Genomic DNA, 22,596 nt, shown 5'->3' on the forward strand with positions numbered 1-22,596 from the left:
GCCGGGAAGGCGTCGGATGTCTCGCTGCAAAATCAATGGTGAACGCACCTGCCTCTTCCCGGCTGAAGCCGGTCCTACTGAAACACAGCGTTCCCTTGTAGGACTGGCTTTAGCCGGGAAGGCGTCGGATGTCTCACCGCAAAATTGATGGTGTTTGCACTGGCGCTTTCCCGGCTGAAGCCAGTCCTACTAACAGCATGCGTCCTGCCGCAAAATTGATGGTGTTTGTACTGGCGCCTTCCCGGCTGAAGCCGGTCCCACCGGCAAAAACTTTAGTGGTAAGCTCGCGCACCATGAATATCTATAGCTCCCGCCCTGTTGTCCTCTGTCTCTCCGGTCACGACCCCAGTGGCGGCGCCGGCTTGCAGGCAGATATCGAAGCCCTGCTCGCCCAGGGTTGCCACGCGGCTCCCGCCATCACCGCCCTCACTGTTCAAGACACCGTGAACGTCACTGACTTTCGCGTGCTGGATCGTGAGTGGGTGCTGGCGCAAGCCAATGCCGTGCTCAACGATTCCGTCGTCGCGGCAGTGAAGCTGGGCATGCTGGGTTCGCTGGAGATGGTCGACACCGTCGTCGAACTGCTGACGGCGCATCCGCACCTGCCCATGGTCTGCGATCCGGTGTTGCGTGCCGGTGGCGGCGGTCGGCTGGGCAAGGACGAAGTGGGTTACGCCATGCGCGAGCGTCTTTTGCCTCTGGCGACTATCGCCACGCCGAACCTGCCGGAAGCGCGCATTCTGGCTGAGCTGCCTGAAGGCACGGCCGATGAGTGCGCCGAGAAGCTGCTGCCGTTCTGTGAGCACCTGTTGATTACCGGCGGTCATGGCGATGAGCACGAAGTTCACAACCGCCTGTACATCCGCGGCGGTCAGTCACGCACCTTTACCTGTCAGCGTCTGCCGGGCAGCTATCACGGCTCCGGCTGCACACTGGCCAGCGCACTGGCGGGAAGACTGGCCCAGGGTCAGGACCTGATCGGCGCTGTGCAAATGGCGCTGGACTACACTTGGCGCACGCTGCGCGATGCCGAACAGCTGGGCCGGGGACAATTTGTTCCGCGCCGCCTGCCGCTGGATTTCTGCTCGTAACGCCACGAAAAAGAGGCACCTTGATGAGATTACGTGGCTTGTATGCCGTGACCGACAGCCAGCTGTTGGCCGGTAAATTCCTGTCTTACGTCGAAGCCGCCCTCGATGGCGGTGTGACCCTTCTGCAATACCGCGACAAATCCGGTGACGAGACCCGCCGCCTGCGTGAGGCCTCGGCGCTGCTCAAACTGTGCGAGCGCTACAAGACCCGCCTGATCATCAACGACGACGCCGAAGTGGCCGCGCGGCTGGGTGTCGGCGTGCATCTGGGGCAAACCGATGGCTCGCTGCCGGACGCCCGCGCCCTGCTCGGTCACAAAGCCATTGTCGGGGCGACCTGCCACGCGCAGCTTGAGCTGGCCGACAAGGCCAAGGCCGACGGCGCCACCTATGTCGCCCTCGGACGCTTTTTCAATTCCCAGACCAAACCCGGCGCGCCGACGTGCAGCCTCGACCTGCTCAGCCAGGCGCGCAAGCGCATCAATCTGCCCATCGCGGTGATTGGTGGGATTACCCTGGAAAACGCCGCGCCGCTGGTGGCCCATGGCGCCGACTTGCTGGCCGTCGTGCACGGGCTGTTCGGCGCGGAAACCACCCAGGAAGTCACCCGCCGCGCCCGCGCCTTCAACGATTTGTTCAAGCCCGCCTGATTCTGAATCAGGCCGGTTACGCACTCATTCATTCCCGATTCAAACAGAGACCTCATCATGTCCCGTTCTGAAACCCTGTTCGCCAACGCCCAGAAACACATCCCCGGCGGCGTCAACTCGCCGGTCCGCGCCTTCAAAAGCGTCGGTGGCACGCCGCTGTTCTTCAAGCACGCGGTGGGCGCCTACGTCACCGATGAAGACGACAAGCGTTACGTCGATTACGTAGGCTCGTGGGGCCCGATGATTCTGGGCCACAGCCACCCGGACGTGCTGGACGCCGTGCGCAAGCAGCTGGAACACGGTCTGTCGTACGGCGCGCCGACCGCGATGGAAACCGAGATGGCCGATCTGGTCTGCTCGATCGTGCCGTCGATGGAAATGGTGCGCATGGTCAGCTCCGGCACCGAAGCGACCATGAGCGCGATCCGTCTGGCCCGTGGTTTTACCGGTCGGGACAGCATCATCAAATTCGAGGGCTGCTACCACGGCCACTCCGACAGCCTGCTGGTGAAAGCCGGTTCGGGGGCACTGACCCTGGGCGTACCGAGTTCGCCCGGCGTACCGGCGGCGTTCGCCAAGCACACGCTGACCCTGCCGTTCAACGACATCGACGCGGTCAAGACGATGCTGGCTGACGTTGGCCAGGAAGTGGCGTGCATCATCGTCGAGCCGGTGGCGGGCAACATGAACTGCGTGCCGCCCGCGCCGGGTTTCCTGCAAGGCCTGCGCGAGGCCTGCGACGAACATGGCGTGGTGCTGATTTTCGACGAAGTGATGACCGGTTTCCGCGTTGCCCTCGGCGGCGCGCAGGCGTACTACGGCGTGAAGCCGGACCTGAGCACCTTCGGCAAGATCATCGGCGGCGGCATGCCGGTCGGCTGCTTCGGCGGCAAGCACGAAATCATGTCGCACATCGCGCCGCTGGGCCCGGTGTATCAGGCCGGCACTCTGTCGGGTAACCCGCTGGCGATGGCGGCGGGTCTGACCACCCTGCGTCTGATCAGCCGCCCGGGTTTCCACGACGAACTGACTGCGTTCACCACGCGCCTGCTGGAAGGCCTGCAACAGCGCGCCGACGCCGCCGGCATCCCGTTCGTGACCACCCAGGCGGGCGGCATGTTCGGCCTGTACTTCAGCGACGCCAAAGAAATCGTCACCTTCCAGGACGTGATGACCAGCGACGCCAATCGCTTCAAGCAGTTCTTCCACCTGATGCTGGAAGGCGGCGTGTACCTGGCGCCAAGCGCCTTCGAGGCCGGCTTCACCTCCATCGCCCACGGTGATGCGGAGTTGCAGCAGACGCTGGACGCGGCAGAAAAAGCATTCGCTCAACTGAAATGACCGGCAGACCGGGCGGAACGGATGCCGCCCGAGTGTCTACGGCCTGCTCAACCGCCCTGAATTCAGGTCTATCAAGCCCGCGCAGCAGAAAATCAGTAAAGACTTTGTAAGGTTGCCCTCGCTTATTTCATAATGCGCAGCCAGCACGTTTCGCTGGACGGGCATGCCCGCACCTTTTTCAGAGGTAAGTCGACTTCCATGAATCGCACCGGCCGCACCCTTGCATTGGGCTGCCTGTTGCTTCTTCATCCCCTGCTGGCTAATGCAGGTGGCAACTCGTTGTTGATCCCGGCGGTGGGTCGTTGCACCCTCGATACCCAGCCAGACAACCTGCCAGCAGCGTTGTCCGCTTGTCAGCAGGCGGCTCAGGATGGGGATGCGCAGGCGCAATACGAGTTGGGGGAGTTCTATTACGAGGGCAAAAGTGCGCCACGTGACTTGCCCCAGGCACTCAACTATTTCGAAAAAGCTTCGTTGCAGGGCCATGCCCAGGCGCAGTACCAGCTGGGTTTGATGTTCTTTCGTGGCGAAGGGGTGCAGGCCAATAACATTCAGGCGTATATCGTGCTGAAGATGGCGGCGGTCAACGGTTCGGAAGATGCACTGGACCAGGCGGATGAAGTGTCGGCACAGATGAAGCGCGAGGATCTCGAAGTGGCCACACAAGTGCTCGGGCAGATCTTCCGCAAATACCTGCTGGAGCTGCAAACCGCTGAAGGACGCACACCGTTTGCGCCCTTCCCTGCCGACAGCGTCAAGCCCTGATCCCGGTGTTATTGCCGATCGCCTGTCCGGTATCGGCTACTTGTAGACCGTCGGTTACTTGTCCGGCATGGGCATCGGAAACGGCATGACGTTGCCGGTGTGACGCGCCTCGGTGATCTTCGCTGTGCCCATCCGCTCGACTTCATCGATCCGCACGATCGAGTGCATCGGCACGAAGCTGCGTACGACACCATCGAACTGCGCCTTCAGCTTCTCTTCACTCGGGTCGACCACCACGGTGGTGCGCTCGCCGAAGACGAATTCTTCCACTTCCAGAAAACCCCACAGATCGCTCTGATAGATCTGTTTGGCGTACATCTCGAACACCTGTCCCTGGTTGAGAAAAATCACCTTGTAGATTGGAGCTTCGCGTTTGGTCATAACAGGCAGGCAGTGGTCAGCGTTTTGAAAAGGGCGCGAACTATAGCATGCCGCTGGTTAGACGACGCTAGGAAGCCGGGGCCCGCATCCCTATAATGCGCGGTTCTTTGAATCACCTGATGAACCCGCGCATGGCCAAGAAGCTTTACATCGAAACCCACGGCTGCCAGATGAACGAGTACGACAGCTCGCGCATGGTCGATCTGCTGGGCGAACATCAAGCACTGGAAGTCACCGCACGGGCGGAAGACGCCGACGTCATCCTGCTCAACACCTGTTCAATCCGCGAGCGGGCGCAGGATCGGGTGTACTCCCAGCTTGGCCGCTGGCGGGAACTGAAGCTGGCGAACCCGGAAATGGTCATCGCCGTCGGTGGCTGCGTGGCGAGTCAGGAAGGCGCGGCCATCCGCGACCGCGCACCGTACGTCGACGTGGTCTTCGGCCCGCAGACCCTGCACCGCCTGCCGGAAATGATCGACGCGGCGCGCATCACGCGCCTGCCCCAGGTTGACGTCTCGTTTCCTGAAATCGAAAAATTCGATCACCTGCCCGAGCCCCGTGTCGATGGCCCGAGCGCTTATGTGTCGGTCATGGAAGGCTGCAGCAAATACTGCACGTTCTGCGTGGTGCCTTACACCCGTGGCGAGGAAGTCAGCCGGCCGTTCGACGACGTCATTAACGAGGTGCTTCATCTGGCCGAGAACGGCGTGCGTGAAGTGACCCTGCTGGGCCAGAACGTCAACGGCTATCGTGGCACAACCCACGACGGGCGCCTCGCTGATCTGGCCGAATTGATCCGCGTGGTTGCAGCCATCGACGGCATCGACCGCATTCGCTACACCACCTCGCACCCGCTGGAATTCTCCGACAGCCTGATTCAAGCCCACGCCGAAGTGCCGGAACTGGTAAAGCATCTGCATTTGCCCGTGCAATCAGGTTCCGACCGGATTCTTGCGGCGATGAAACGCAATCACACCGTGCTCGAATACAAGTCACGCCTGCGCAAGCTGCGCGCGGCGGTACCGGACATCTGCATCAGCTCCGACTTCATCGTCGGCTTCCCGGGCGAAACCGAGAAGGATCACCTGCAAACCATGAAGCTGGTTGAAGACGTCGGCATGGATTTCTCCTACTCCTTCGTTTACAGCGCGCGCCCCGGCACGCCCGCGGCCGATCTGGCCGATGACACGTCGGAAGAAGTGAAGAAAGAACGCCTCAAGCAGCTGCAGGACCTGATCAACCGTCAGGGTCTGGATATCAGCCGCAAGATGGCCGGCACCGTGCAGCGCATTCTGGTCACCGACTATTCGAAGAAGGACCCGGGCGAATTGCAGGGCCGTACCGAGAACAACCGGATCGTCAATTTCCGCTGCGACAACCCCCGGCTGATCGGCCAGTTCACCGACGTGTACATCGACAGCGCCCAACCCCACTCGCTGCGCGGGTCGTTGTTGCAATAAGCCAAAAGCGCCCCAATGTAATCGTCACGTCTATTTTTTCGTGCAGGCCCAAGCGTTGAATCAGGTGCCGGACAGCCGCCATACGTCGGCTGCACCGGCCCGCGATTCGGCGCACGGACACGGCGGGCTGTCTGCCAAAGGGCATCCTGCCGGGCGTCTGCTGACCTCATTTACCCATTAGTGCGCGAACCCTTCCGGACACTGCCTGCAGGGGTTATCCTTCACGTCACTTCACATTGCCGTCGGGCGGCCCAAAACCACTTTGAACGCACCTATCGAACCACATCGCTTCAGCCTCGAACCTATCGAGGCTCACCGCTTCGCCAATCTGTGCGGGCAATTCGACGAGCATCTGCGCTTGATCGAACAGCGCCTGGACATCGAGATCCGCAATCGCGGAGGCCAGTTCGAGATGATCGGCGAACGCAAACAAACCACCTCGGCAGAGAACCTGCTGCGCCGGCTGTATCGGGAAACGAAAGCGACCGAGCTGTCACCGGACATGGTCCATCTGTTTCTGCAGGAATCCGGCGTCGAAGAGCTGGACAACCACCCTGCTGCCGAGGTCGGCGTCGCTTTGCGTACCAAGAAAGGCATGATTCGCCCCCGTGGCTTGAATCAGCAGCGGTACGTGAAGGAAATCCTCGCCAACGACATCAACTTCGGCATCGGCCCGGCCGGTACCGGCAAGACCTATCTGGCGGTGGCCGCTGCGGTGGATGCGCTTGAGCGCGAGACCATCCGCCGCATTCTGCTGGTGCGTCCTGCCGTAGAAGCGGGCGAAAAGCTCGGCTTCCTGCCCGGCGATCTGTCCCAGAAAATCGACCCGTACCTGCGCCCGCTGTATGACGCGCTGTACGAAATGCTCGGCTTCGAATACGTCGCCAAGCTGATCGAGAAGCAGGTGATCGAAGTCGCGCCGCTGGCTTACATGCGCGGTCGCACGCTTAACAATAGCTTCATCATTCTCGACGAGAGTCAGAACACCACCGTCGAGCAGATGAAAATGTTCCTGACCCGTATCGGCTTCGGCTCCACGGCCGTGATCACCGGTGACGTGACCCAGATCGACTTGCCCAAGGGCACGAAATCCGGTCTGAACCACGTCATTGAAGTGCTCAAGGACGTGCCGGGCATCAGCTTCACCCACTTCAAGCCCAAGGACGTCGTGCGCCACCCGCTGGTGCAGCGCATCGTCGAAGCCTACGAGCGCTACGAAGAACGCACCGACAATCCGGCCGCTCCCCACGGTTCACCGGACACTCGCCGCGATGCTTGAGCTGGATCTGCAACTTGCGAGTCAGGCCAGCGCCCCGAGCGAAGCCCAGTTCCGCCTCTGGTGTGAAATGGGCCTGCGTCAGCGTCCGGCTGACTCGGAACTGACGATTCGCCTCGTCGACGAAGCGGAAGGCCGAGAGCTGAACAACACGTGGCGGCACAAGGATTACGCCACCAACGTGTTGTCGTTTCCTGCCGACGTCCCCGACGAGATGCTGGACATTCCGTTGTTGGGCGATCTGGTCATCTGCGTGCCTGTGGTCACCCGTGAAGCCACTGAACAGGGCAAATCACTGGATGCCCATTGGGCGCATCTGGTGATTCATGGTTGCCTGCATCTGTTGGGCTACGATCACATCGATGATGACGAAGCGGAAGAGATGGAAGCGCTGGAACGGGAGTTGCTTGCAGAACTTGGCTATCCGGATCCCTACGCGGACGACGAACCTGTCGACGCTGTTCATTCAGAAGCATCGCATTCCGATACACCCCATTTAGAAACATCAGCCAAGGACCACGAGTAAGGGCTATGAGCGAAGACCGATCGAGCAACGGGCAAAAGTCATGGTTGGGCAAACTGACCCAGGCATTTGCCCATGAGCCGAAAAACCGTCAGGAGCTATTGGAGCTGCTGCGCGAAGCCCATCAGAACAAGCTGCTGGACAGTGAAGCGCTGGCCATCGTCGAGGGCGCTATCCAGGTCGCCGACCTGCAGGTCCGCGACATCATGGTGCCGCGTTCGCAGATGATCAGCATCAAGGCCAGCCAGACCCCGCGCGAATTCCTGCCAGCCGTGATCGATTCGGCGCACTCACGCTACCCGGTCATCGGCGAAAGCCACGATGACGTGCTGGGCGTATTGCTTGCCAAAGACCTGCTGCCGCTGATTCTCAAGGAAGACGGTGGCAGCGGCGACGTGAAAAGTCTGCTGCGCCCGGCGACCTTCGTCCCTGAATCCAAGCGCCTGAACGTGCTGTTGCGGGAATTCCGCGCCAACCACAATCACATGGCCATCGTCATCGACGAATACGGCGGCGTGGCGGGTCTGGTGACCATCGAAGACGTGCTCGAGCAAATCGTCGGCGACATCGAAGACGAGCACGACGTCGAGGAAGACAGCTACATCAAGCCGCTGCCCAGTGGCGATTTCCTGGTCAAGGCGCTGACCCCGATCGAGAGCTTCAACGAGTTCTTCGACAGCGGGTTCTCCGATGACGAATTCGACACCGTCGGCGGTCTGGTGATGAACGCGTTCGGGCATCTGCCCAAGCGTAATGAAATCACCGAAATCGGCGCGTACCGTTTCCGCATCCTGAATGCCGACAGCCGTCGTATTCACTTGCTGCGCCTGAGCCCGATCAACCGCACGTAATGCCCTACCCGCTTTAAGGAATGTAAATGCGCTGGATCACCCGCCCCGGCTGGCCCGGTAACCTGCTGGCCATGGTGGCCGGCGCGTTGATTACCCTGGCCCTGGCACCGTTCGATATCTGGCCCCTGGCGATTGTCGCGCTGGTGGTTTTCTATCTCGGTCTGCGTGACCTCACACCGCGTCAGGCCCTCTGGCGCGGCTGGTCCTACGGGTTCGGCCTGTTCGGCGGCGGCACCAGCTGGATTTACGTCAGCATCCACACCTATGGCGAGGCGCCGGTCTGGCTGGCGGCTTTCCTGATGGTGCTGTTCTGCGCAGCGGTGGCGTTTTTCTTCGCCCTGCCGGCGTGGATCTGGGCCCGCTGGATCCGTCGTAACGAAGCGCCGCTGGCAGACTCTCTAGCCTTCGCAGCCCTGTGGTTCGGCCAGGAGATGTTTCGCGGCTGGTTCCTCACCGGTTTCCCCTGGCTTTATTCCGGCTACAGCCAATTGGACGGCCCCCTCAAAGGACTCGCGCCACTGGGCGGCATGTGGCTGATCTCCTTTGTGCTCGCCCTGAGTGCCGCGCTGCTGTGCAATCTGCCTCGTTTGCGCACCCGCGCGCCAAAATTGGCGGCAGGCATTGCGTTGCTGCTGGCGCCATGGGTTGCCGGGCTGGCCCTGAAAGATCACGCCTGGACCGAGCCTGCCGGCAAGCCGCTGACCGTCGCAGCCATGCAGGGCAACGTCGAACAGAGCATGAAGTGGGACCCGGCGGCGCTCAACGCGCAACTGGCGCTGTACCGCGACATGACGTTCACCTCGAAGAAAGCTGACCTGATCATCTGGCCGGAAACCGCCGTGCCTGTGCTCAAGGAATCGGTCGAAGGCTACCTGTCGGTGATGGGCAAGTTTGCGGCCGAGCGCGATTCGGCGCTGATCACCGGCGTGCCACTGCGAGAGAAAGGCACCCATGGGGAATACCGTTACTACAACGCCATTACCGTAACCGGTGAAGGCGATGGCACTTACCTGAAGCAGAAGCTCGTGCCGTTTGGTGAGTACGTGCCGTTGCAGGACCTGCTGCGGGGGTTGATCGGGTTCTTCAACCTGCCGATGTCCGACTTTGCGCGCGGGCCGTCCGGGCAAGCGCTGTTGCAGGCCAAGGGTTATGAGATCGCGCCGTTTATTTGCTACGAAGTGGTGTACCCGGAGTTCGCCGCAGGGCTGTCGGCGCAAAGCGATCTGCTGCTGACGGTGAGCAATGACACGTGGTTCGGCACCTCGATCGGTCCGCTGCAGCACTTGCAGATGGCGCAGATGCGCGCCCTGGAAGCCGGCCGCTGGATGATCCGCGCCACCAACAACGGCGTCAGCGCGCTGATCGACCCGTTCGGCGAAATCACTACCACCGTGCCGCAGTTCGAGCGCGCCGTGATGTACGGCGAAGTCACCCCGATGCAAAACCTCACGCCGTACCTGCACTGGCGCTCGTGGCCGTTGATCGTGCTGTCACTGCTGCTGATCGGCTGGGCGTTCTTCGCGGGTCGGATGGCGAAGGCGGTGTGAGCCCTCGAGCGCAGCCAGCTCCGCTGACTGCGCTTGGTCCTACAACTGGCCTGCTCCCGCCTGACTGAATGCACGCGGACCATTAGTGGGACCGGCTTCAGCCGGGAAAGGGCCAGCGCGGACACCATCAAACATGCGGTGTGACACCCGACGCTTTCCCGGCTAAAGCCGGTCCCACAATAAATCTCAGCCAGTCTCACCGAATGCGGACAGTCCCACCATTGAGCCACAGCCAGCCCCGCTGACCGCGCGCGATCCTACAATTGGGCCTGCACCAGCCTGAATGAATGCACGCGGACCATTAGTGTGACCGGCTTCAGCCGGGAAGAGGCCGGCACGAACACCATCAAACATGCGGTATGTCACCTGACGCTTTCCCGGCTAAAGCCGGTCCCACAATAAATCTCAGCCAGTCTCACCGAATGCGGACGGTCCCACCATTGAGCCACAGCCAGTCCCGCTGACTGCGCGCGATCCTACAATTGGGCCTGCACCCGCCTGAATGAATGCACGCGGACTATTAGTGGGACCGGCTTTAGCCGGGAAGAAGCCGGCACGAACACCATCAAATATGCGGTGTGACACCCGACGCTTTCCCGGCTAAAGCCGGTCCCACAATAAATCTCGCCAGTCCCGCTGACTGCGCACAGTCGCACCATTGAGCCTCAGCCAGCCCCGCTGACTGCTTGAGGTCTCACAGTTGGCCTGCACCAGCCTGATTGAACGCACGCGGTCTATTAGTGGGACAGCTAAAGGCAGTCCCACTCAAGCATCCATTCGCAGTCCCACAGTGGATAGTCCCCCCGGTGCATCACCAGCCCTGCTCGAATCGGGTTGTTAATGACATAGCGAGCCATTTCGACGAGCTCCTCATCGGCCCTGACCCCATGATCGTGATAACCCTTCTGCCATGTCATTTTTTTTGCGCCATGTGCCTTGTTCACTGCGAAAGCGGTTCTGCCCTTCAGCGCTTGCATGAGCGCAGGCAGTGATCCTGACTTGAGTTCAAACAGCCAATGCAGATGATCGGGCATAACCACCCAGGCGAATGAGTGCACAACGCCTGAGTCGTGCAAACGTTTCATTTCCTGAACCGCTAGGCGGCCTATTTGAATATTACTGAACAGAGGGGTGCGATCCTTCACCACAGAGGTTACGAGATAGACGTTCCCCTGTTGGGAATATCGACCGATACGCAAAGACCGTTCATGTTTGCTTCCATACATTTCGCCGCTCTCCCTCGTTGTGAAGGCGAACAGTAAAAGCAGTGAACCCTTTACCTATAGCGGGTGGGTATCGAGAGATTTCTGATAGATGATGACATCCCCATGGGACCGGCTTCAGCGGGGAGAGGCCCGCATGAACACCATCAAATATGCGGTGTGATACCCGACCCCTTCCCGGCTAAAGCCGGTCCCACATTAAACCGCAGCCAGTCTCGCTGAACGCGTACGGTTCCACCATTGGGCCACCGCCAGTCCCGCTGAGTGCGCATGATCTTACAATTGGGCACCAGCATGACTGGATGCATGCGGTCTATTAGTGGGACCGGCTTTAGCCGGGAAGAGGCCAGTTTGCGCATCATCAGATTTGCAGTGTGACACCCGGCGCTTTCCCGGCTAAAGCCGGTCCCACTAACAGCGTGCGCGGTGTCAGGGGATACGCGCTTTGACAGCGGGACCGAACGCCTGCTGCTCAGCTCACCGGTAAAACAACCGATACCCCACCAACCCCGCCGCTTCGTTGATCAATTGCCCGTTCTGCCACACCGCCCTCGCCTCCGGCGTCCAGCCTCCAAATGGGCGGGCGTTGTCCACGCTCAGGAAGCCGACCGGAGCTGGAACCACGCTGAACCCGGCCTTCTCGAAACTCCAGACCGAACGCGGCATGTGCCACGCCTGGGTCACCACGACCACACGCTTGATGCCCTGGGGCAATAGGATCGCGGCCGTCATCTTGGCGTTTTCCCAGGTCGTGCGGCTTTCACCTTCCTGCCAACGGACAGTCACGCCAAAGTCGTCGCGCAGGGAGTCGGCCATGATCGCCGCCTCGCTCGGCGGCTCGCCGTAATGCAGCCCGCCGGTGGTGAGGATCGGCAGGCCCGACGCCTTCGACAGACGCGCGGCGTATCTCATGCGTTCCAGCGCAACCCCCGTCGGGATGTCGGTGCCCCAGCTCGGGTCATTGCGTTCCCGGCCCGAGCCCAGAATCACGATCGCATCGGCGCGCTGGGCCAGCGTTGCCCACTTGCTCTGCGGCAGCGGCGGGATGCGCTCGATGCCCTTCGCCGACCACTCCACCACAATCGGCAGACTCATCGCGGCCATCCCGCCAACGCCCATCACGAACAGCACCCGCGCCAACACCGGTCGCCTGTTTCTCAACCACCAGGCGAGCACTAACAACAGCAGGAAAAGGCCCGGAGGCAGCAGCAGATTTTTGATGAAGTAACGAAAGGGCATCGGGCATCTCCAAAGATGCCCGAAGCCTAGAAGCAATGACGCTAAGCAGCAATGCTCGATTGGCCGGGGTCAGCCCCCGCAGAAGTTAACGCTTGAAATGTTTGCTGGAACTGTAGCGACTCAACTTTGCCGACACCTTGGCTCGGCGCTGATCCTTGAGCCAGATGACATTGGCGTGGGGATGGGACGCTCGCATCGGCTCTGAAGGCTCCCGTGAGGTGCTGGAACTTCCCCTCGTGGCGATCGGAGAATCCTCTTTGACAACGACTTCGGTTCTGCCCAGATAAGCCTCGATCAACTGAAACTCGGCGTGACTCAAGCCACGCAACTCAAGCTCAACGGGGGATTCGTTTCGAAGTCGCACCGCTGTTTTTGCCGTGTCCAGAGCCAGGCCCAGACGATCGATCAGACGGTCATACACATCAGGTTGCTCTACTTCATGCTGCAGCTCTGCCATCCGTTCACCTCACTGAAGATAAACACTTACCCCCGTCAGTGAGCTTAGCGCCACTGCAAAAACCGGCGCGATGCCGCGACCAACGGCGGATGCCGCAGATGCCGAGTCTTGAGCACGCAATCAGGGTTTCCCTCGGCTTGGTAGCCTCATGTATGCTACGGCGCTTCCTGTAAATCCACTTCCGCCCAACCGGGCATGGATGCATCGCAATGCGGACGGCCCCGTCTGGCATGCGAAGGCTTCCTGATCCGGTCACGCCGAGAAGCGGTCAAGGGTCACTCATTTCAGCCAAAAGTAGCCATGCACGAACTCTACCAGCCCCGCGAAATCGAAGCCGCCGCCCAGACCTTCTGGGACGAGCAAAAGTCTTTTGAAGTCAGTGAACAGCCAGGCAAGGACACCTTCTACTGCCTGTCGATGTTCCCTTACCCCAGCGGCAAGCTACACATGGGTCACGTGCGCAACTACACCATCGGCGACGTGATCGCCCGCTATCAGCGCATGCAAGGCAAAAACGTGCTGCAGCCGATGGGCTGGGACGCGTTCGGCATGCCGGCGGAAAACGCCGCGATGAAGAACAACGTCGCCCCCGCCAAGTGGACCTACGAAAACATCGCCTACATGAAGAACCAGCTCAAGAGCCTGGGTCTGGCGATCGACTGGTCCCGCGAAATCACCACCTGCAAACCCGATTACTACCGCTGGGAACAATGGCTGTTCACTCGCCTGTTCCAAAAAGGCGTGATCTACCGCAAGAACGGCACCGTGAACTGGGACCCGGTCGACCAGACCGTCCTGGCCAACGAGCAAGTCATCGACGGGCGCGGCTGGCGGTCGGGCGCGGTGATCGAAAAGCGCGAAATCCCGATGTACTACTTCAAGATCACCGCCTACGCGGATGAGCTGCTGGAGAGCCTCGACGAGTTGCCGGGCTGGCCTGAACAGGTCAAGACCATGCAGCGCAACTGGATCGGCAAATCCCGCGGCATGGAAGTGCAGTTCCCGTACGACCAGGCGTCCATCGGCGAAGCCGGCACCCTGAAAGTCTTCACCACCCGCCCCGACACCCTGATGGGCGCGACCTACGTCGCCGTTGCCGCCGAGCACCCGCTGGCGACCCTGGCCGCGCAGAATAATCCCGAGCTGCAAGCGTTCATCAACGAATGCAAAAGCGGCAGCGTCGCCGAAGCCGACGTCGCTACCCAGGAAAAGAAAGGCCTGCCGACCTCGCTGTTCGTCGAACACCCGCTGACCGGCGAGAAGCTCCCGGTGTGGGTCGCCAACTACGTGCTGATGCATTACGGCGACGGTGCGGTCATGGCCGTGCCTGCACACGACGAACGCGATTTCGAGTTCGCCACCAAGTACAGCCTGCCGATCAAAGCCGTTGTGCGCACCAGCGCGGGCGATGAAACCCCTGCGCCTTGGCAGGACGCGTACGGCGAGCACGGCCAGCTCATCAATTCCGGTGAGTTCGACGGCCTGGACTTCACCGGCGCGTTCGACGCCATGGAAGCCGCGCTGCTCAAGAAAGAACTGGGCAACTCACGCACCCAGTTCCGCCTGCGCGACTGGGGCATCAGCCGCCAGCGCTACTGGGGCTGCCCGATCCCGATCATCCACTGTGACACGTGCGGCGACGTGCCTGTCCCGGAAGATCAACTCCCGGTCAAGCTGCCTGAAGACGTGGTACCGGACGGCGCGGGCTCACCGCTGGCGCGCATGCCCGAGTTCTACGAGTGCAGCTGCCCGACCTGCGGTGCGCCGGCCAAGCGCGAAACCGACACCATGGACACCTTCGTCGAGTCCTCGTGGTATTTCGCCCGCTATGCCTCGCCTCATTACGAAGGCGGCATGGTCGACCCGAAGGCCGCGAACCACTGGCTGCCGGTTGATCAGTACATCGGCGGTATCGAACACGCGATCCTGCACCTGCTGTACGCGCGCTTCTTCCACAAGCTGATGCGCGACGAAGGCCTGGTCAGCTCCAACGAGCCGTTCAAGAACCTGCTCACCCAGGGCATGGTCGTGGCCGAGACGTTCTATCGTCTGGAAGCCAACGGCAGCAAAACCTGGTTCAACCCGGCGGATGTCGAGTTCGAACGCGACAGCAAGGCCAAGATTATCGGCGCCAAGCTGATTGCCGATGGCCAGCCGGTTGAAATCGGCGGCATCGAAAAGATGGCGAAATCGAAGAACAACGGCGTCGACCCCCAGTCGATGATCGACCAGTACGGCGCCGACACCTGCCGCCTGTTCATGATGTTTGCCTCGCCGCCTGACATGAGCCTGGAGTGGTCTGACTCCGGCGTGGAAGGCTCCCATCGCTTCCTCAAGCGCGTCTGGCGTCTGGCGCAGGCTCACGTGACGGCGGGCGCTGCAGGCGCACTCGACAAAACCGCGCTGAACGACGACCAGAAGGCCATTCGCCGCTCGATCCACCTGGCCATCAAGCAGGCAGGTCAGGACGTGGGCCAGCACCACAAATTCAACACCGCTATCGCTCAGGTGATGACGCTGATGAACGTCCTGGAAAAAGCGCCGCAGGTGTCGGCTCAGGACTGCGCGCTGTTGCAGGAAGGTCTGGAGACGGTCGCCCTGCTGCTGGCGCCGATCACCCCGCACATCAGCCACCAATTGTGGGCGGCGCTGGGCCACTCAGGTCCAATCATCGACGCCGGCTGGCCTGTGGTGGATGACTCGGCACTGGTGCAGGACACGTTGCAGCTGGTGATTCAGGTCAACGGCAAGCTGCGTGGCCATATCGAGATGCCGGCCAGCGCCACCCGCGAGGAAGTCGAGGCTGCCGCACGGATCAACGAAAACGTGCTGCGCTTCATCGACGGCCTGACGATCCGCAAGGTCATCGTGGTGCCGGGCAAACTGGTTAATATCGTCGCCAGCTGACGCAATCATCGGGCGCCTGTCTGCAGGCCCCGCATAAATTTCAAGAACCCGGGATGCCGGGTTCTAACGGATTCAAGGGAGCAACAAGATGATCAAACGCAATCTGCTGGTAATGGGACTCGCGGTTCTGCTGAGCGCCTGCGGTTTCCAGCTGCGCGGCACCGGCACCAACGCCCTGTCGATCAAGGAACTGGACGTGAGCGCGCGCGACGCTTACGGCGACGTCGTCACCCAGCTGCGTCAGACCCTGACCAACAGCGGCGTGCACGTCTACACCGGCGCCCAGTACAAGCTGTTCATCGCCCGTGAAGACGAAGCCCAGCGCACGGCGAGCTACGCCGGCTCCGGTCGCTCCGCCGAATACGAGCTGACCACCGTGCTCAAGTACGAAATTCACGGCAGCAAAGATGTTCTGCTGCTTGATGACTCCGTGCAGTCGCAGAAAGTCTTTGTCCATGACGGCAACAACCTGATCGGCTCTGACCAGGAAGCCGATCAGATCCGTAAGGAAATGCGCACTGACCTCGTGCAGAAAGTGCTGGCCCGTCTGCAGCAGCTGACACCTCAGCGCCTTGACGAGCTGCAAGCCAAAGCCGACGCCGCTGCCCGCGCCCAGGCGGATGCCGAAGCCGCTGCTCAGCGCATTCGCGACGAGACGCCACAGCAGTCGCCTATCGAAATCCCGTCCAAGTGACGGCGTCGGGGCCGGTTCGCCGGCCCTGATCTTTTCTGACCCATGAAACTCGCCCCCGCCCAGCTTTCCAAACACCTTCAAGGTGCGCTTGCGCCTGTCTACATCGTCAGCGGCGATGACCCGCTGCAATGTCAGGAGGCGTGCGACGCCATCCGTGCGGCTGCGCGCCAGCAAGGCTATGACGAACGTCAGGTGTTCAGCGCAGACTCGAGCTTCGACTGGGGCACCCTGCTTCAGGCGGGCGCGAGCATGTCGCTGTTCGCCGAGCGCAGGCTGCTGGAGTTGCGCCTGCCGTCCGGCAAACCCGGCGACAAAGGCGCCGCCGCACTGCTGGAATACTGCGGCCGCCCTGCCGAAGACACGCTGCTGTTGATCAGCCTGCCCAAGCTCGACGGCTCGGCGCAGAAAACCAAATGGGGCAAAGCGCTGGTCGAAGGGCCGCAGACACAGTTCGTGCAGATCTGGCCGGTGGACGCCAGCCAGTTGCCGCAATGGATTCGTCAGCGCCTGTCACAGGCCGGCCTCGCAGCGACCCCGGACGCCATCGAACTGATCGCGGCGCGGGTTGAAGGCAACTTGCTCGCCGCTGCGCAGGAAATCGAAAAGCTCAAGCTGATGGCCGAAGAAGGCCAGATCACGGTCGAGACCGTGCAGGCGGCGGTGGCCGACAGCGCACGCTTCGATGTTTTCGGTCTGACTGACGCCATCCTCAACGGCGAAGCGGCCCACGCGCTGCGGATGCTCGAAGGCCTGCGCGGAGAAGGCGTCGAGCCTCCGGTCATTCTCTGGGCGCTGTCCCGCGAGCTTCGCGTGCTGGCCAATCTGGCGTTGCAGTTCAGTCAGGGCATCCCGCTGGACAAAGCCTTCAGCCAGGCGCGTCCGCCCATCTGGGACAAGCGCAAGCCGTTGATGAGCAAAGCCCTGCAACGCCACTCGGCGCGACGCTGGGGCCAGTTGTTGATGGACGCCCAACACATCGACGCGCAGATCAAAGGCCAGGCCCAGGGATCGGTCTGGAGCAGCCTCAGTCGTCTGACGCTGCTGATGGCGGGGCAACGGCTGGCATTGCCGGCGGAATAATCTGTAACGTTTCGATAGCTCAGGTTAATTGGACAGCGGCGCCTAACTGGCAGAATATCCCCGCTGCTCCACCCCACCACTTGAGCGAGAACGCCATGAGCAAAGCCAAAAAGCGGCCGAACAAGGCCAAATCCATCATCGCCCAGCCACTGTTCCGCAGCCGTCAGGAACAACCCGGCAAGGGCAAAGGCAGCTACCGCCGCGAAGCCTTCCAGTCTAAAAGCTGGGAGGCTTCTTCCGTTATGGCGGCTTGAAAACTTCAGGTTACTGACTGACGCCCCACCGACAGGGCCGGCATGTTAAGGTCTGCACCTTCCGGTTTAGCCCTGTGGACCCCAGAATGCCCCCAAGCTTTCCCCGTCGCTGGCACCTCCGCCAGTTGATCGCCGCTTCCAGCCTCTTCGCGCTGGTCGCCTGTGCCGAGCAGCCTACCGCTGCCGTTGCCACCCCGCTCCAGGCCGCACCCGCGGCGCAAGTCGTCAAAAGTCTGCCCGTGCCCTCCGGCGCTGTTGCGCAACCTGACGACGGTAACTTTGAAATCCAGCCCGCAATGACCTTCAGCGAGTGGCAGAGCCAGTTTCGTGCTCTCGCGCTGAACGCGGGTGTGCGCCCGGAGGTGTTTGATAACGCATTTGCCGGCGTCACGCCGGACATGAGCGTGGTCAAGGCCGATCGCAGCCAGCCGGAGTTCAGTCGTCCGGTGTGGGAATACCTCGACGGCGCAATGTCCGCCGTGCGTGTACGCAAGGGTCAGGCCCTGCTCAATCAATACGCCGACGCGCTGAGCGCCATCGAGCAGCGTTATGGCGTCGATCGCCAGGCACTGGTCGCCGTGTGGGGGATGGAGAGCAGCTTCGGTCAGTTCCAGGGCACGCAGTCGGTGATTCGCTCGCTGGCGACGCTGGCCTATGAGGGACGCCGACCACAGTTCGCCCAGGATCAACTGATCGCCGCGCTGCAGATCATTCAGCACGGCGACATCGATGCGCCGAGCATGCTGGGCTCCTGGGCTGGCGCCATGGGCCAGACGCAGTTCATACCGACGACCTACAACACCCACGCGGTGGATTTCGACGGCGACGGTCGCCGTGATATCTGGAACTCCCCCACCGACGCACTGGCCTCCACTGCACATTACCTGCAAAGCTCGGGCTGGCAGAAAGGCCAGCCCTGGGGATTCGAAGTGCAGCTGGCTCAGGGGTTTGACTACGCCCTGGCGGACGCCTCAACGCGCAAATCCATCGGCGAATGGCAGCAGCTGGGCCTGAAGCTGCCGAGCGGCTCTGCGCTGCCGGCCAATCTGCTGCAACAGCAAGCCGCCTTGCTGCTGCCTGCGGGCTATAAAGGCCCGGCCTTTCTGGTGATGGATAACTTCCGCGCCATCCTGAAGTACAACAACTCGTCGTCCTATGCGATGGCGATCGGCTTGCTGTCCGAACGATTCAGCGGCGGCGGTTATGTGCAGGGAAGCTGGCCGCGCGGTGATCGTCCGCTGAGCCGCACCGAGCGTATCGAGCTGCAGACGCTGCTCTCGGCCCGACAGTACGACGCAGGCGCGCCGGACGGGATCATCGGCGCCAACACGCGCAAGGCGATTCGCAGCGCGCAGCAATCCTTTGGCTGGCCGGCGGACGGGTACCCGACCCAGGAATTGCTGCAGCAGTTACGCCAGCCGTAACTGCGCAGAATGAAACGCAACACAAAAAAACGGGCCGGATATTTCTATCCGGCCCGTTTTGCTTTCTGCGTCAGCGACGCCGTGATCAACCCGCCGTGAGCAGCGACTTGACCAGCTTGGCTTGCTCGTCCGCATGGTACGAGGAGCGGACCAACGGGCCGGAGGCGACGTTCTTGAAGCCCATTTTGTAGCCTTCTTCGGCGAACCAGTCGAATACGTCAGGGTGCACGAAGCGCTGCACCGGCAAGTGGTTGCGCGACGGTTGCAGGTACTGACCCAGGGTCAGCATGTCAATGTTGTGCTCGCGCATGCGCTGCATGACTTCGATGACTTCTTCATCCGTCTCGCCCAGGCCCAGCATCAGCCCGGATTTGGTCGGCACGTGGGGAACCATTTCCTTGAAACGCTTGAGCAAGGTCAGCGACCACTGGTAATCCGAACCCGGACGCGCGGCCTTGTACAGGCGCGGTACGGTTTCCAGGTTGTGGTTGAAGACGTCTGGCGGCGTCGCGGCGGTGATTTCCAGCGCGATGTCCATACGGCCACGGTAATCCGGGACCAGGGTCTCCAGCTGGACGTTCGGCGACAGCAGGCGGATTTCGCGGATGCAGTCGGCGAAGTGCTGAGCGCCGCCATCGCGCAGGTCGTCACGGTCCACGGAAGTGATCACGACGTACTTGAGTTTGAGGTCAGCGATGGCGACGGCGAGGTTCTTCGGCTCATCGGTGTCCAGCGCCTTCGGACGGCCATGGCCGACGTCGCAGAACGGGCAGCGACGGGTGCAGATGTCGCCCATGATCATGAAGGTCGCGGTGCCGCCAGAGAAGCACTCGCCCAGGTTCGGGCAGGACGCCTCTTCGCACACGCTGTGCAGCTTGTGCTTGCGCAGCAGCGCTTTGATGCGGTCGACTTCCGGCGAGACCGGGATACGCACACGAATCCAGTCCGGCTTCTTCGGCAGATCGACCGTCGGAATGATCTTCACCGGGATGCGCGCGACTTTTTCGGCGCCGCGCAGCTTCACGCCGGCTTCCACTTTAGGACGCGCCACACGCTCAGGCGTGGCCACGTTCACCGTCGGGATCAGGGTTTGTACGGCATTCTCTGTATTCACGACAGTGTCAGCTGCCTCATACGCAGTAGTCATATCAATCGATTCCGCCCGTTAGGGTCGTCTGCTCAGCGTAGTCGAGGTGGTTGACGAGCTGCGCACGCAGCCGGGCACTAACCTCGGCAAATTCAATCGGACCTGCCTGTTCGCGCAGCTGGGTCATTGCCAGCCCCGCATACCCGCAGGGATTTATCCGTTTAAAAGGGTCCAGATCCATATCGACGTTCAGCGCAAGGCCATGAAACGAACAGCCGTTACGGATGCGCAGCCCCAGTGAGGCAATCTTGGCGCCGTCGACGTAGACCCCTGGCGCATCAGCCTTGGCTGCGGCGGTGACACCATAACCGGCCAGCAGGTCGATCAGGCTGTGTTCGATCCGGGTGACCAGGTCGCGAACGCCAAAGCCCAGACGGCGCACGTCCAGCAGCAGATACGCTACCAGTTGGCCGGGGCCATGATAAGTCACTTGGCCGCCGCGATCGACCTGCACCACCGGGATATCCCCCGGGAGCAATAAATGCTCGGGCTTGCCGGACTGGCCCTGGGTGAAGACAGGCGGATGCTGCACAAGCCAGACCTCATCGGCGGTTTCGCGGTCGCGGCCGTCGGTGAAGCGTTTCATGGCCTGCCAGGTGGGCTCGTAGTCGGTCAGACCGAGTTCACGAAAGCCCAGAGCAGCACCCATCACAGCACCATGTGCACGAAGCCGGTGGCCCGCAATTCGCTGTTGATGTCGTAAAGCTGGTCTTGCCCGGTGGCAATGATGTGCAGCTGAACGGTGGTGTACTTGCCGTTGCTGCTCTGGCGCTCGGCCAGGGTTTTCATATCGACGGTGGCGTGCTTCTCAAGAATCTCGATGACCTTGTCTTTGAAGCCCACGCCCGTGTCGCCGATGATCTTGATGGGATAGTCGGCGCAGGGAAATTCGATTTTTGGCGCTTTTACTTCGGTATCTGTCATGGCAGTAACGGCCTCGTAAGCCGGAAAACGGACAGGCCCCCGGCGCGATCGGCGACGGGGGCGTACGGAGCAACGGTCAGCGTTTGATCAATCGTTGATCAGTTGAACAGACCGTAGAAGAACAAGCGGATGCTATCCCACAGGCGGCGGAAGATACCACCCTCCTCGACGGCGTCCAGAGCGATCAGGTTGGCACTGTGCACGACCTTGTCGTCCAGCTTGACCTCAACCTTGCCGATGACGTCGCCTTTGGCGATCGGCGCAACCAGCTGTGGATTCATGGTCATGCTCGCGGCCAGCTTCTTCAGCTCGCCTTTTGGCATGGTCATGGTCAGGTCTTCAGCCAGACCGGCTTTGACTTGACGCTCTGTGCCTTTCCAGACCGGCGCCTGAGCCAGTTCGGTGCCCTTCTGATAGAAGGTCTGGGTTTCGAAGAAACGGAAACCGTAGGTCAGCAGCTTCTGGGTTTCGGCAGCACGAGCTTGCTCGCTGTTGGTGCCGAACACGACAGCAATCAGACGCATGCCATCACGCACGGCCGAGGACACCATGCAGTAGCCGGCTTCTTCGGTGTGACCGGTTTTCAGACCGTCGACGGTCTTGTCACGCCACAGCAGCAGGTTGCGGTTTGGCTGCTTGATGCCGTTCCAGAAGAACTCTTTCTGCGAGTAGATCGCGTAGTGCGCCGGGTCTTCGTGGATGATCGCGCGCGCCAGCAGGGCCATGTCATGGGCGGTGGCGTAGTGATCAGGGTTCGGCAGGCCGGTCGGGTTCATGAAGTGGCTGTTGACCATACCCAGGTCGGCAGCGGTCTTGTTCATCAGGTCGGCGAAGGCGTCTTCGCTGCCGGCGATGTGCTCGGAAAGCGCAACGCTGGCGTCGTTACCCGACTGAATGATGATGCCGTGCAGCAGGTCACTGACGGTGACCTGGCTGCCCACTTTGATGAACATCCGCGAACCGCCGGTGCGCCAGGCGTTTTCGCTGACGGTCACCGGGTCGTTTTCGCCGATCTGGCCACGACGGATTTCCAGCGTGGCGATGTAGGCGGTCATCAGCTTGGTCAGACTGGCCGGTGGCAGGCGCTGGTCGCCATTGTTTTCGACCAGAACGTTGCCACTGTTGGCGTCCATCAGCACATAAGCCTTGGCAGCCAGTTGCGGTGGCGATGGCGTCATCTGTTCGACCGCAAACACGGCAGGCGTGGTGAATAGCGGGATAAGCAGGCAAAGGCGTTTTGCAAAGCTGGTGATGTTCATCCGTCTCTCGAAAATGCTAATGGGCAAACATGCCCTTGCGGGCAAAGCGGGTGCCGGGCTACCCCGGCAAACGGGTTCACATTCTACAGAACGTGCCGTGAAA

General features: G+C 61.3%; 22 protein-coding genes. 14 read left to right on the forward strand and 8 right to left on the reverse strand.

Annotated features, from left to right (window positions below):
* Positions 1-293: 293 nt before the first annotated feature.
* From QWI18_RS15475 to QWI18_RS15490, 4 genes are all read left to right on the forward strand, one after another.
* Positions 294-1,091, forward strand: a complete 798-nt coding sequence (locus tag QWI18_RS15475) for a hydroxymethylpyrimidine/phosphomethylpyrimidine kinase (protein ID WP_065988475.1) — start codon at positions 294-296, stop codon at positions 1,089-1,091.
* 23 nt (positions 1,092-1,114) lie between these two features.
* Complete coding sequence (gene thiE, locus QWI18_RS15480; protein WP_369319209.1) at positions 1,115-1,741, forward strand: thiamine phosphate synthase; 627 nt, start codon at positions 1,115-1,117, stop codon at positions 1,739-1,741.
* A gap of 57 nt (positions 1,742-1,798) precedes the next feature.
* Positions 1,799-3,082 (forward strand): glutamate-1-semialdehyde 2,1-aminomutase, encoded by a 1,284-nt coding sequence (hemL, locus tag QWI18_RS15485; protein WP_369319210.1) that lies wholly within the window; start codon positions 1,799-1,801, stop codon positions 3,080-3,082.
* 198 nt (positions 3,083-3,280) lie between these two features.
* Positions 3,281-3,847, forward strand: a complete 567-nt coding sequence (locus QWI18_RS15490; protein ID WP_065988476.1) for a tetratricopeptide repeat protein — start codon at positions 3,281-3,283, stop codon at positions 3,845-3,847.
* Between the two features lie 54 nt (positions 3,848-3,901).
* Here the strand turns inward: QWI18_RS15490 and QWI18_RS15495 are convergent, their stop codons facing one another.
* Positions 3,902-4,228, reverse strand: coding sequence for a DUF1820 family protein (locus QWI18_RS15495; RefSeq protein ID WP_065988358.1), 327 nt, complete (start codon positions 4,226-4,228; stop codon positions 3,902-3,904).
* A 131-nt stretch (positions 4,229-4,359) separates the two neighbouring features.
* Here QWI18_RS15495 and miaB point away from each other — a divergent pair, with 131 nt between their 5' ends.
* The 5 genes from miaB (at position 4,360) to lnt (ending at position 9,885) form a co-directional block, all read left to right on the forward strand.
* On the forward strand, positions 4,360-5,688 hold the full coding sequence (gene miaB / locus QWI18_RS15500; RefSeq protein WP_172609812.1) for a tRNA (N6-isopentenyl adenosine(37)-C2)-methylthiotransferase MiaB: 1,329 nt from the start codon (positions 4,360-4,362) through the stop codon (positions 5,686-5,688).
* 262 nt (positions 5,689-5,950) lie between these two features.
* Complete coding sequence (locus QWI18_RS15505; RefSeq protein WP_065988359.1) at positions 5,951-6,967, forward strand: PhoH family protein; 1,017 nt, start codon at positions 5,951-5,953, stop codon at positions 6,965-6,967.
* On the forward strand, positions 6,960-7,490 hold the full coding sequence (ybeY, locus tag QWI18_RS15510) for an rRNA maturation RNase YbeY (RefSeq protein WP_369319211.1): 531 nt from the start codon (positions 6,960-6,962) through the stop codon (positions 7,488-7,490). Before QWI18_RS15505 ends, ybeY begins: the two co-directional genes overlap by 8 nt.
* A gap of 5 nt (positions 7,491-7,495) precedes the next feature.
* Complete coding sequence (locus QWI18_RS15515; RefSeq protein WP_065988361.1) at positions 7,496-8,338, forward strand: HlyC/CorC family transporter; 843 nt, start codon at positions 7,496-7,498, stop codon at positions 8,336-8,338.
* Positions 8,339-8,364: 26 nt separating this feature from the next.
* The gene (lnt, locus tag QWI18_RS15520) at positions 8,365-9,885 is read left to right on the forward strand and encodes an apolipoprotein N-acyltransferase (protein WP_192133537.1); all 1,521 of its coding nucleotides are present in this window, start codon (positions 8,365-8,367) and stop codon (positions 9,883-9,885) included.
* 749 nt (positions 9,886-10,634) lie between these two features.
* Here lnt and QWI18_RS15525 read toward each other — a convergent pair.
* From QWI18_RS15525 to QWI18_RS15535, 3 genes are all read right to left on the reverse strand, one after another.
* Entirely contained in the window at positions 10,635-11,111 is a 477-nt protein-coding gene (locus QWI18_RS15525) for a transposase (protein WP_369319212.1), read from the reverse strand.
* A gap of 474 nt (positions 11,112-11,585) precedes the next feature.
* A complete protein-coding gene (locus QWI18_RS15530) occupies positions 11,586-12,347 on the reverse strand; it encodes a YdcF family protein (RefSeq protein WP_192133533.1) in 762 nt (253 codons plus the stop codon).
* 85 nt (positions 12,348-12,432) lie between these two features.
* A complete protein-coding gene (locus QWI18_RS15535) occupies positions 12,433-12,804 on the reverse strand; it encodes a hypothetical protein (RefSeq protein WP_065988365.1) in 372 nt (123 codons plus the stop codon).
* Positions 12,805-13,104: 300 nt separating this feature from the next.
* Between QWI18_RS15535 and leuS the strand changes: the two genes are divergently transcribed.
* From leuS to QWI18_RS15560, 5 genes are all read left to right on the forward strand, one after another.
* Complete coding sequence (gene leuS, locus QWI18_RS15540) at positions 13,105-15,711, forward strand: leucine--tRNA ligase (RefSeq protein ID WP_369319213.1); 2,607 nt, start codon at positions 13,105-13,107, stop codon at positions 15,709-15,711.
* Positions 15,712-15,799: 88 nt separating this feature from the next.
* The gene (lptE, locus tag QWI18_RS15545; RefSeq protein WP_065988367.1) at positions 15,800-16,405 is read left to right on the forward strand and encodes an LPS assembly lipoprotein LptE; all 606 of its coding nucleotides are present in this window, start codon (positions 15,800-15,802) and stop codon (positions 16,403-16,405) included.
* A 42-nt stretch (positions 16,406-16,447) separates the two neighbouring features.
* A complete protein-coding gene (holA, locus tag QWI18_RS15550) occupies positions 16,448-17,485 on the forward strand; it encodes a DNA polymerase III subunit delta (protein ID WP_065988368.1) in 1,038 nt (345 codons plus the stop codon).
* A 95-nt stretch (positions 17,486-17,580) separates the two neighbouring features.
* A complete protein-coding gene (gene arfA, locus QWI18_RS15555; protein WP_037017982.1) occupies positions 17,581-17,739 on the forward strand; it encodes an alternative ribosome rescue factor ArfA in 159 nt (52 codons plus the stop codon).
* An 86-nt stretch (positions 17,740-17,825) separates the two neighbouring features.
* Complete coding sequence (locus QWI18_RS15560) at positions 17,826-19,163, forward strand: lytic murein transglycosylase (RefSeq protein WP_065988369.1); 1,338 nt, start codon at positions 17,826-17,828, stop codon at positions 19,161-19,163.
* An 85-nt stretch (positions 19,164-19,248) separates the two neighbouring features.
* On the opposite strand, the gene lipA is transcribed toward QWI18_RS15560, so the two are convergent.
* The 4 genes from lipA to QWI18_RS15580 form a co-directional block, all read right to left on the reverse strand.
* Positions 19,249-20,310, reverse strand: coding sequence for a lipoyl synthase (lipA, locus tag QWI18_RS15565; protein WP_065988370.1), 1,062 nt, complete (start codon positions 20,308-20,310; stop codon positions 19,249-19,251).
* 1 nt (position 20,311) lies between these two features.
* Positions 20,312-20,959 (reverse strand): lipoyl(octanoyl) transferase LipB, encoded by a 648-nt coding sequence (gene lipB / locus QWI18_RS15570; protein ID WP_192133528.1) that lies wholly within the window; start codon positions 20,957-20,959, stop codon positions 20,312-20,314.
* Complete coding sequence (locus QWI18_RS15575; RefSeq protein ID WP_065988372.1) at positions 20,959-21,234, reverse strand: DUF493 domain-containing protein; 276 nt, start codon at positions 21,232-21,234, stop codon at positions 20,959-20,961. Before QWI18_RS15575 ends, lipB begins: the two co-directional genes overlap by 1 nt.
* A 98-nt stretch (positions 21,235-21,332) precedes the next feature.
* The gene (locus QWI18_RS15580) at positions 21,333-22,493 is read right to left on the reverse strand and encodes a D-alanyl-D-alanine carboxypeptidase family protein (protein WP_192133526.1); all 1,161 of its coding nucleotides are present in this window, start codon (positions 22,491-22,493) and stop codon (positions 21,333-21,335) included.
* Positions 22,494-22,596 lie beyond the last annotated feature (103 nt).

Origin of the sequence: Pseudomonas sp. W2Oct36, assembly GCF_041060465.1 — a bacterium.
GTDB lineage: Bacteria > Pseudomonadota > Gammaproteobacteria > Pseudomonadales > Pseudomonadaceae > Aquipseudomonas > Aquipseudomonas graminis_B.

Bases quoted from the DNA above. Each gene is read 5' to 3' on its own strand.
- QWI18_RS15475 (WP_065988475.1), top strand. From the start codon at position 294: ATGAATATCTATAGCTCCCGCCCTGTTGTCCTCTGTCTCTCCGGTCAC.
- thiE (WP_369319209.1), top strand. From the start codon at position 1,115: ATGAGATTACGTGGCTTGTATGCCGTGACCGACAGCCAGCTGTTGGCC.
- hemL (WP_369319210.1), top strand. From the start codon at position 1,799: ATGTCCCGTTCTGAAACCCTGTTCGCCAACGCCCAGAAACACATCCCC.
- QWI18_RS15490 (WP_065988476.1), top strand. From the start codon at position 3,281: ATGAATCGCACCGGCCGCACCCTTGCATTGGGCTGCCTGTTGCTTCTT.
- QWI18_RS15495 (WP_065988358.1), bottom strand. From the start codon at position 4,228: ATGACCAAACGCGAAGCTCCAATCTACAAGGTGATTTTTCTCAACCAG.
- miaB (WP_172609812.1), top strand. From the start codon at position 4,360: ATGGCCAAGAAGCTTTACATCGAAACCCACGGCTGCCAGATGAACGAG.
- ybeY (WP_369319211.1), top strand. From the start codon at position 6,960: ATGCTTGAGCTGGATCTGCAACTTGCGAGTCAGGCCAGCGCCCCGAGC.
- QWI18_RS15515 (WP_065988361.1), top strand. From the start codon at position 7,496: ATGAGCGAAGACCGATCGAGCAACGGGCAAAAGTCATGGTTGGGCAAA.
- lnt (WP_192133537.1), top strand. From the start codon at position 8,365: ATGCGCTGGATCACCCGCCCCGGCTGGCCCGGTAACCTGCTGGCCATG.
- QWI18_RS15525 (WP_369319212.1), bottom strand. From the start codon at position 11,111: ATGTATGGAAGCAAACATGAACGGTCTTTGCGTATCGGTCGATATTCC.
- QWI18_RS15530 (WP_192133533.1), bottom strand. From the start codon at position 12,347: ATGCCCTTTCGTTACTTCATCAAAAATCTGCTGCTGCCTCCGGGCCTT.
- QWI18_RS15535 (WP_065988365.1), bottom strand. From the start codon at position 12,804: ATGGCAGAGCTGCAGCATGAAGTAGAGCAACCTGATGTGTATGACCGT.
- leuS (WP_369319213.1), top strand. From the start codon at position 13,105: ATGCACGAACTCTACCAGCCCCGCGAAATCGAAGCCGCCGCCCAGACC.
- lptE (WP_065988367.1), top strand. From the start codon at position 15,800: ATGATCAAACGCAATCTGCTGGTAATGGGACTCGCGGTTCTGCTGAGC.
- holA (WP_065988368.1), top strand. From the start codon at position 16,448: ATGAAACTCGCCCCCGCCCAGCTTTCCAAACACCTTCAAGGTGCGCTT.
- arfA (WP_037017982.1), top strand. From the start codon at position 17,581: ATGAGCAAAGCCAAAAAGCGGCCGAACAAGGCCAAATCCATCATCGCC.
- QWI18_RS15560 (WP_065988369.1), top strand. From the start codon at position 17,826: ATGCCCCCAAGCTTTCCCCGTCGCTGGCACCTCCGCCAGTTGATCGCC.
- lipA (WP_065988370.1), bottom strand. From the start codon at position 20,310: ATGACTACTGCGTATGAGGCAGCTGACACTGTCGTGAATACAGAGAAT.
- lipB (WP_192133528.1), bottom strand. From the start codon at position 20,959: ATGGGTGCTGCTCTGGGCTTTCGTGAACTCGGTCTGACCGACTACGAG.
- QWI18_RS15575 (WP_065988372.1), bottom strand. From the start codon at position 21,234: ATGACAGATACCGAAGTAAAAGCGCCAAAAATCGAATTTCCCTGCGCC.
- QWI18_RS15580 (WP_192133526.1), bottom strand. From the start codon at position 22,493: ATGAACATCACCAGCTTTGCAAAACGCCTTTGCCTGCTTATCCCGCTA.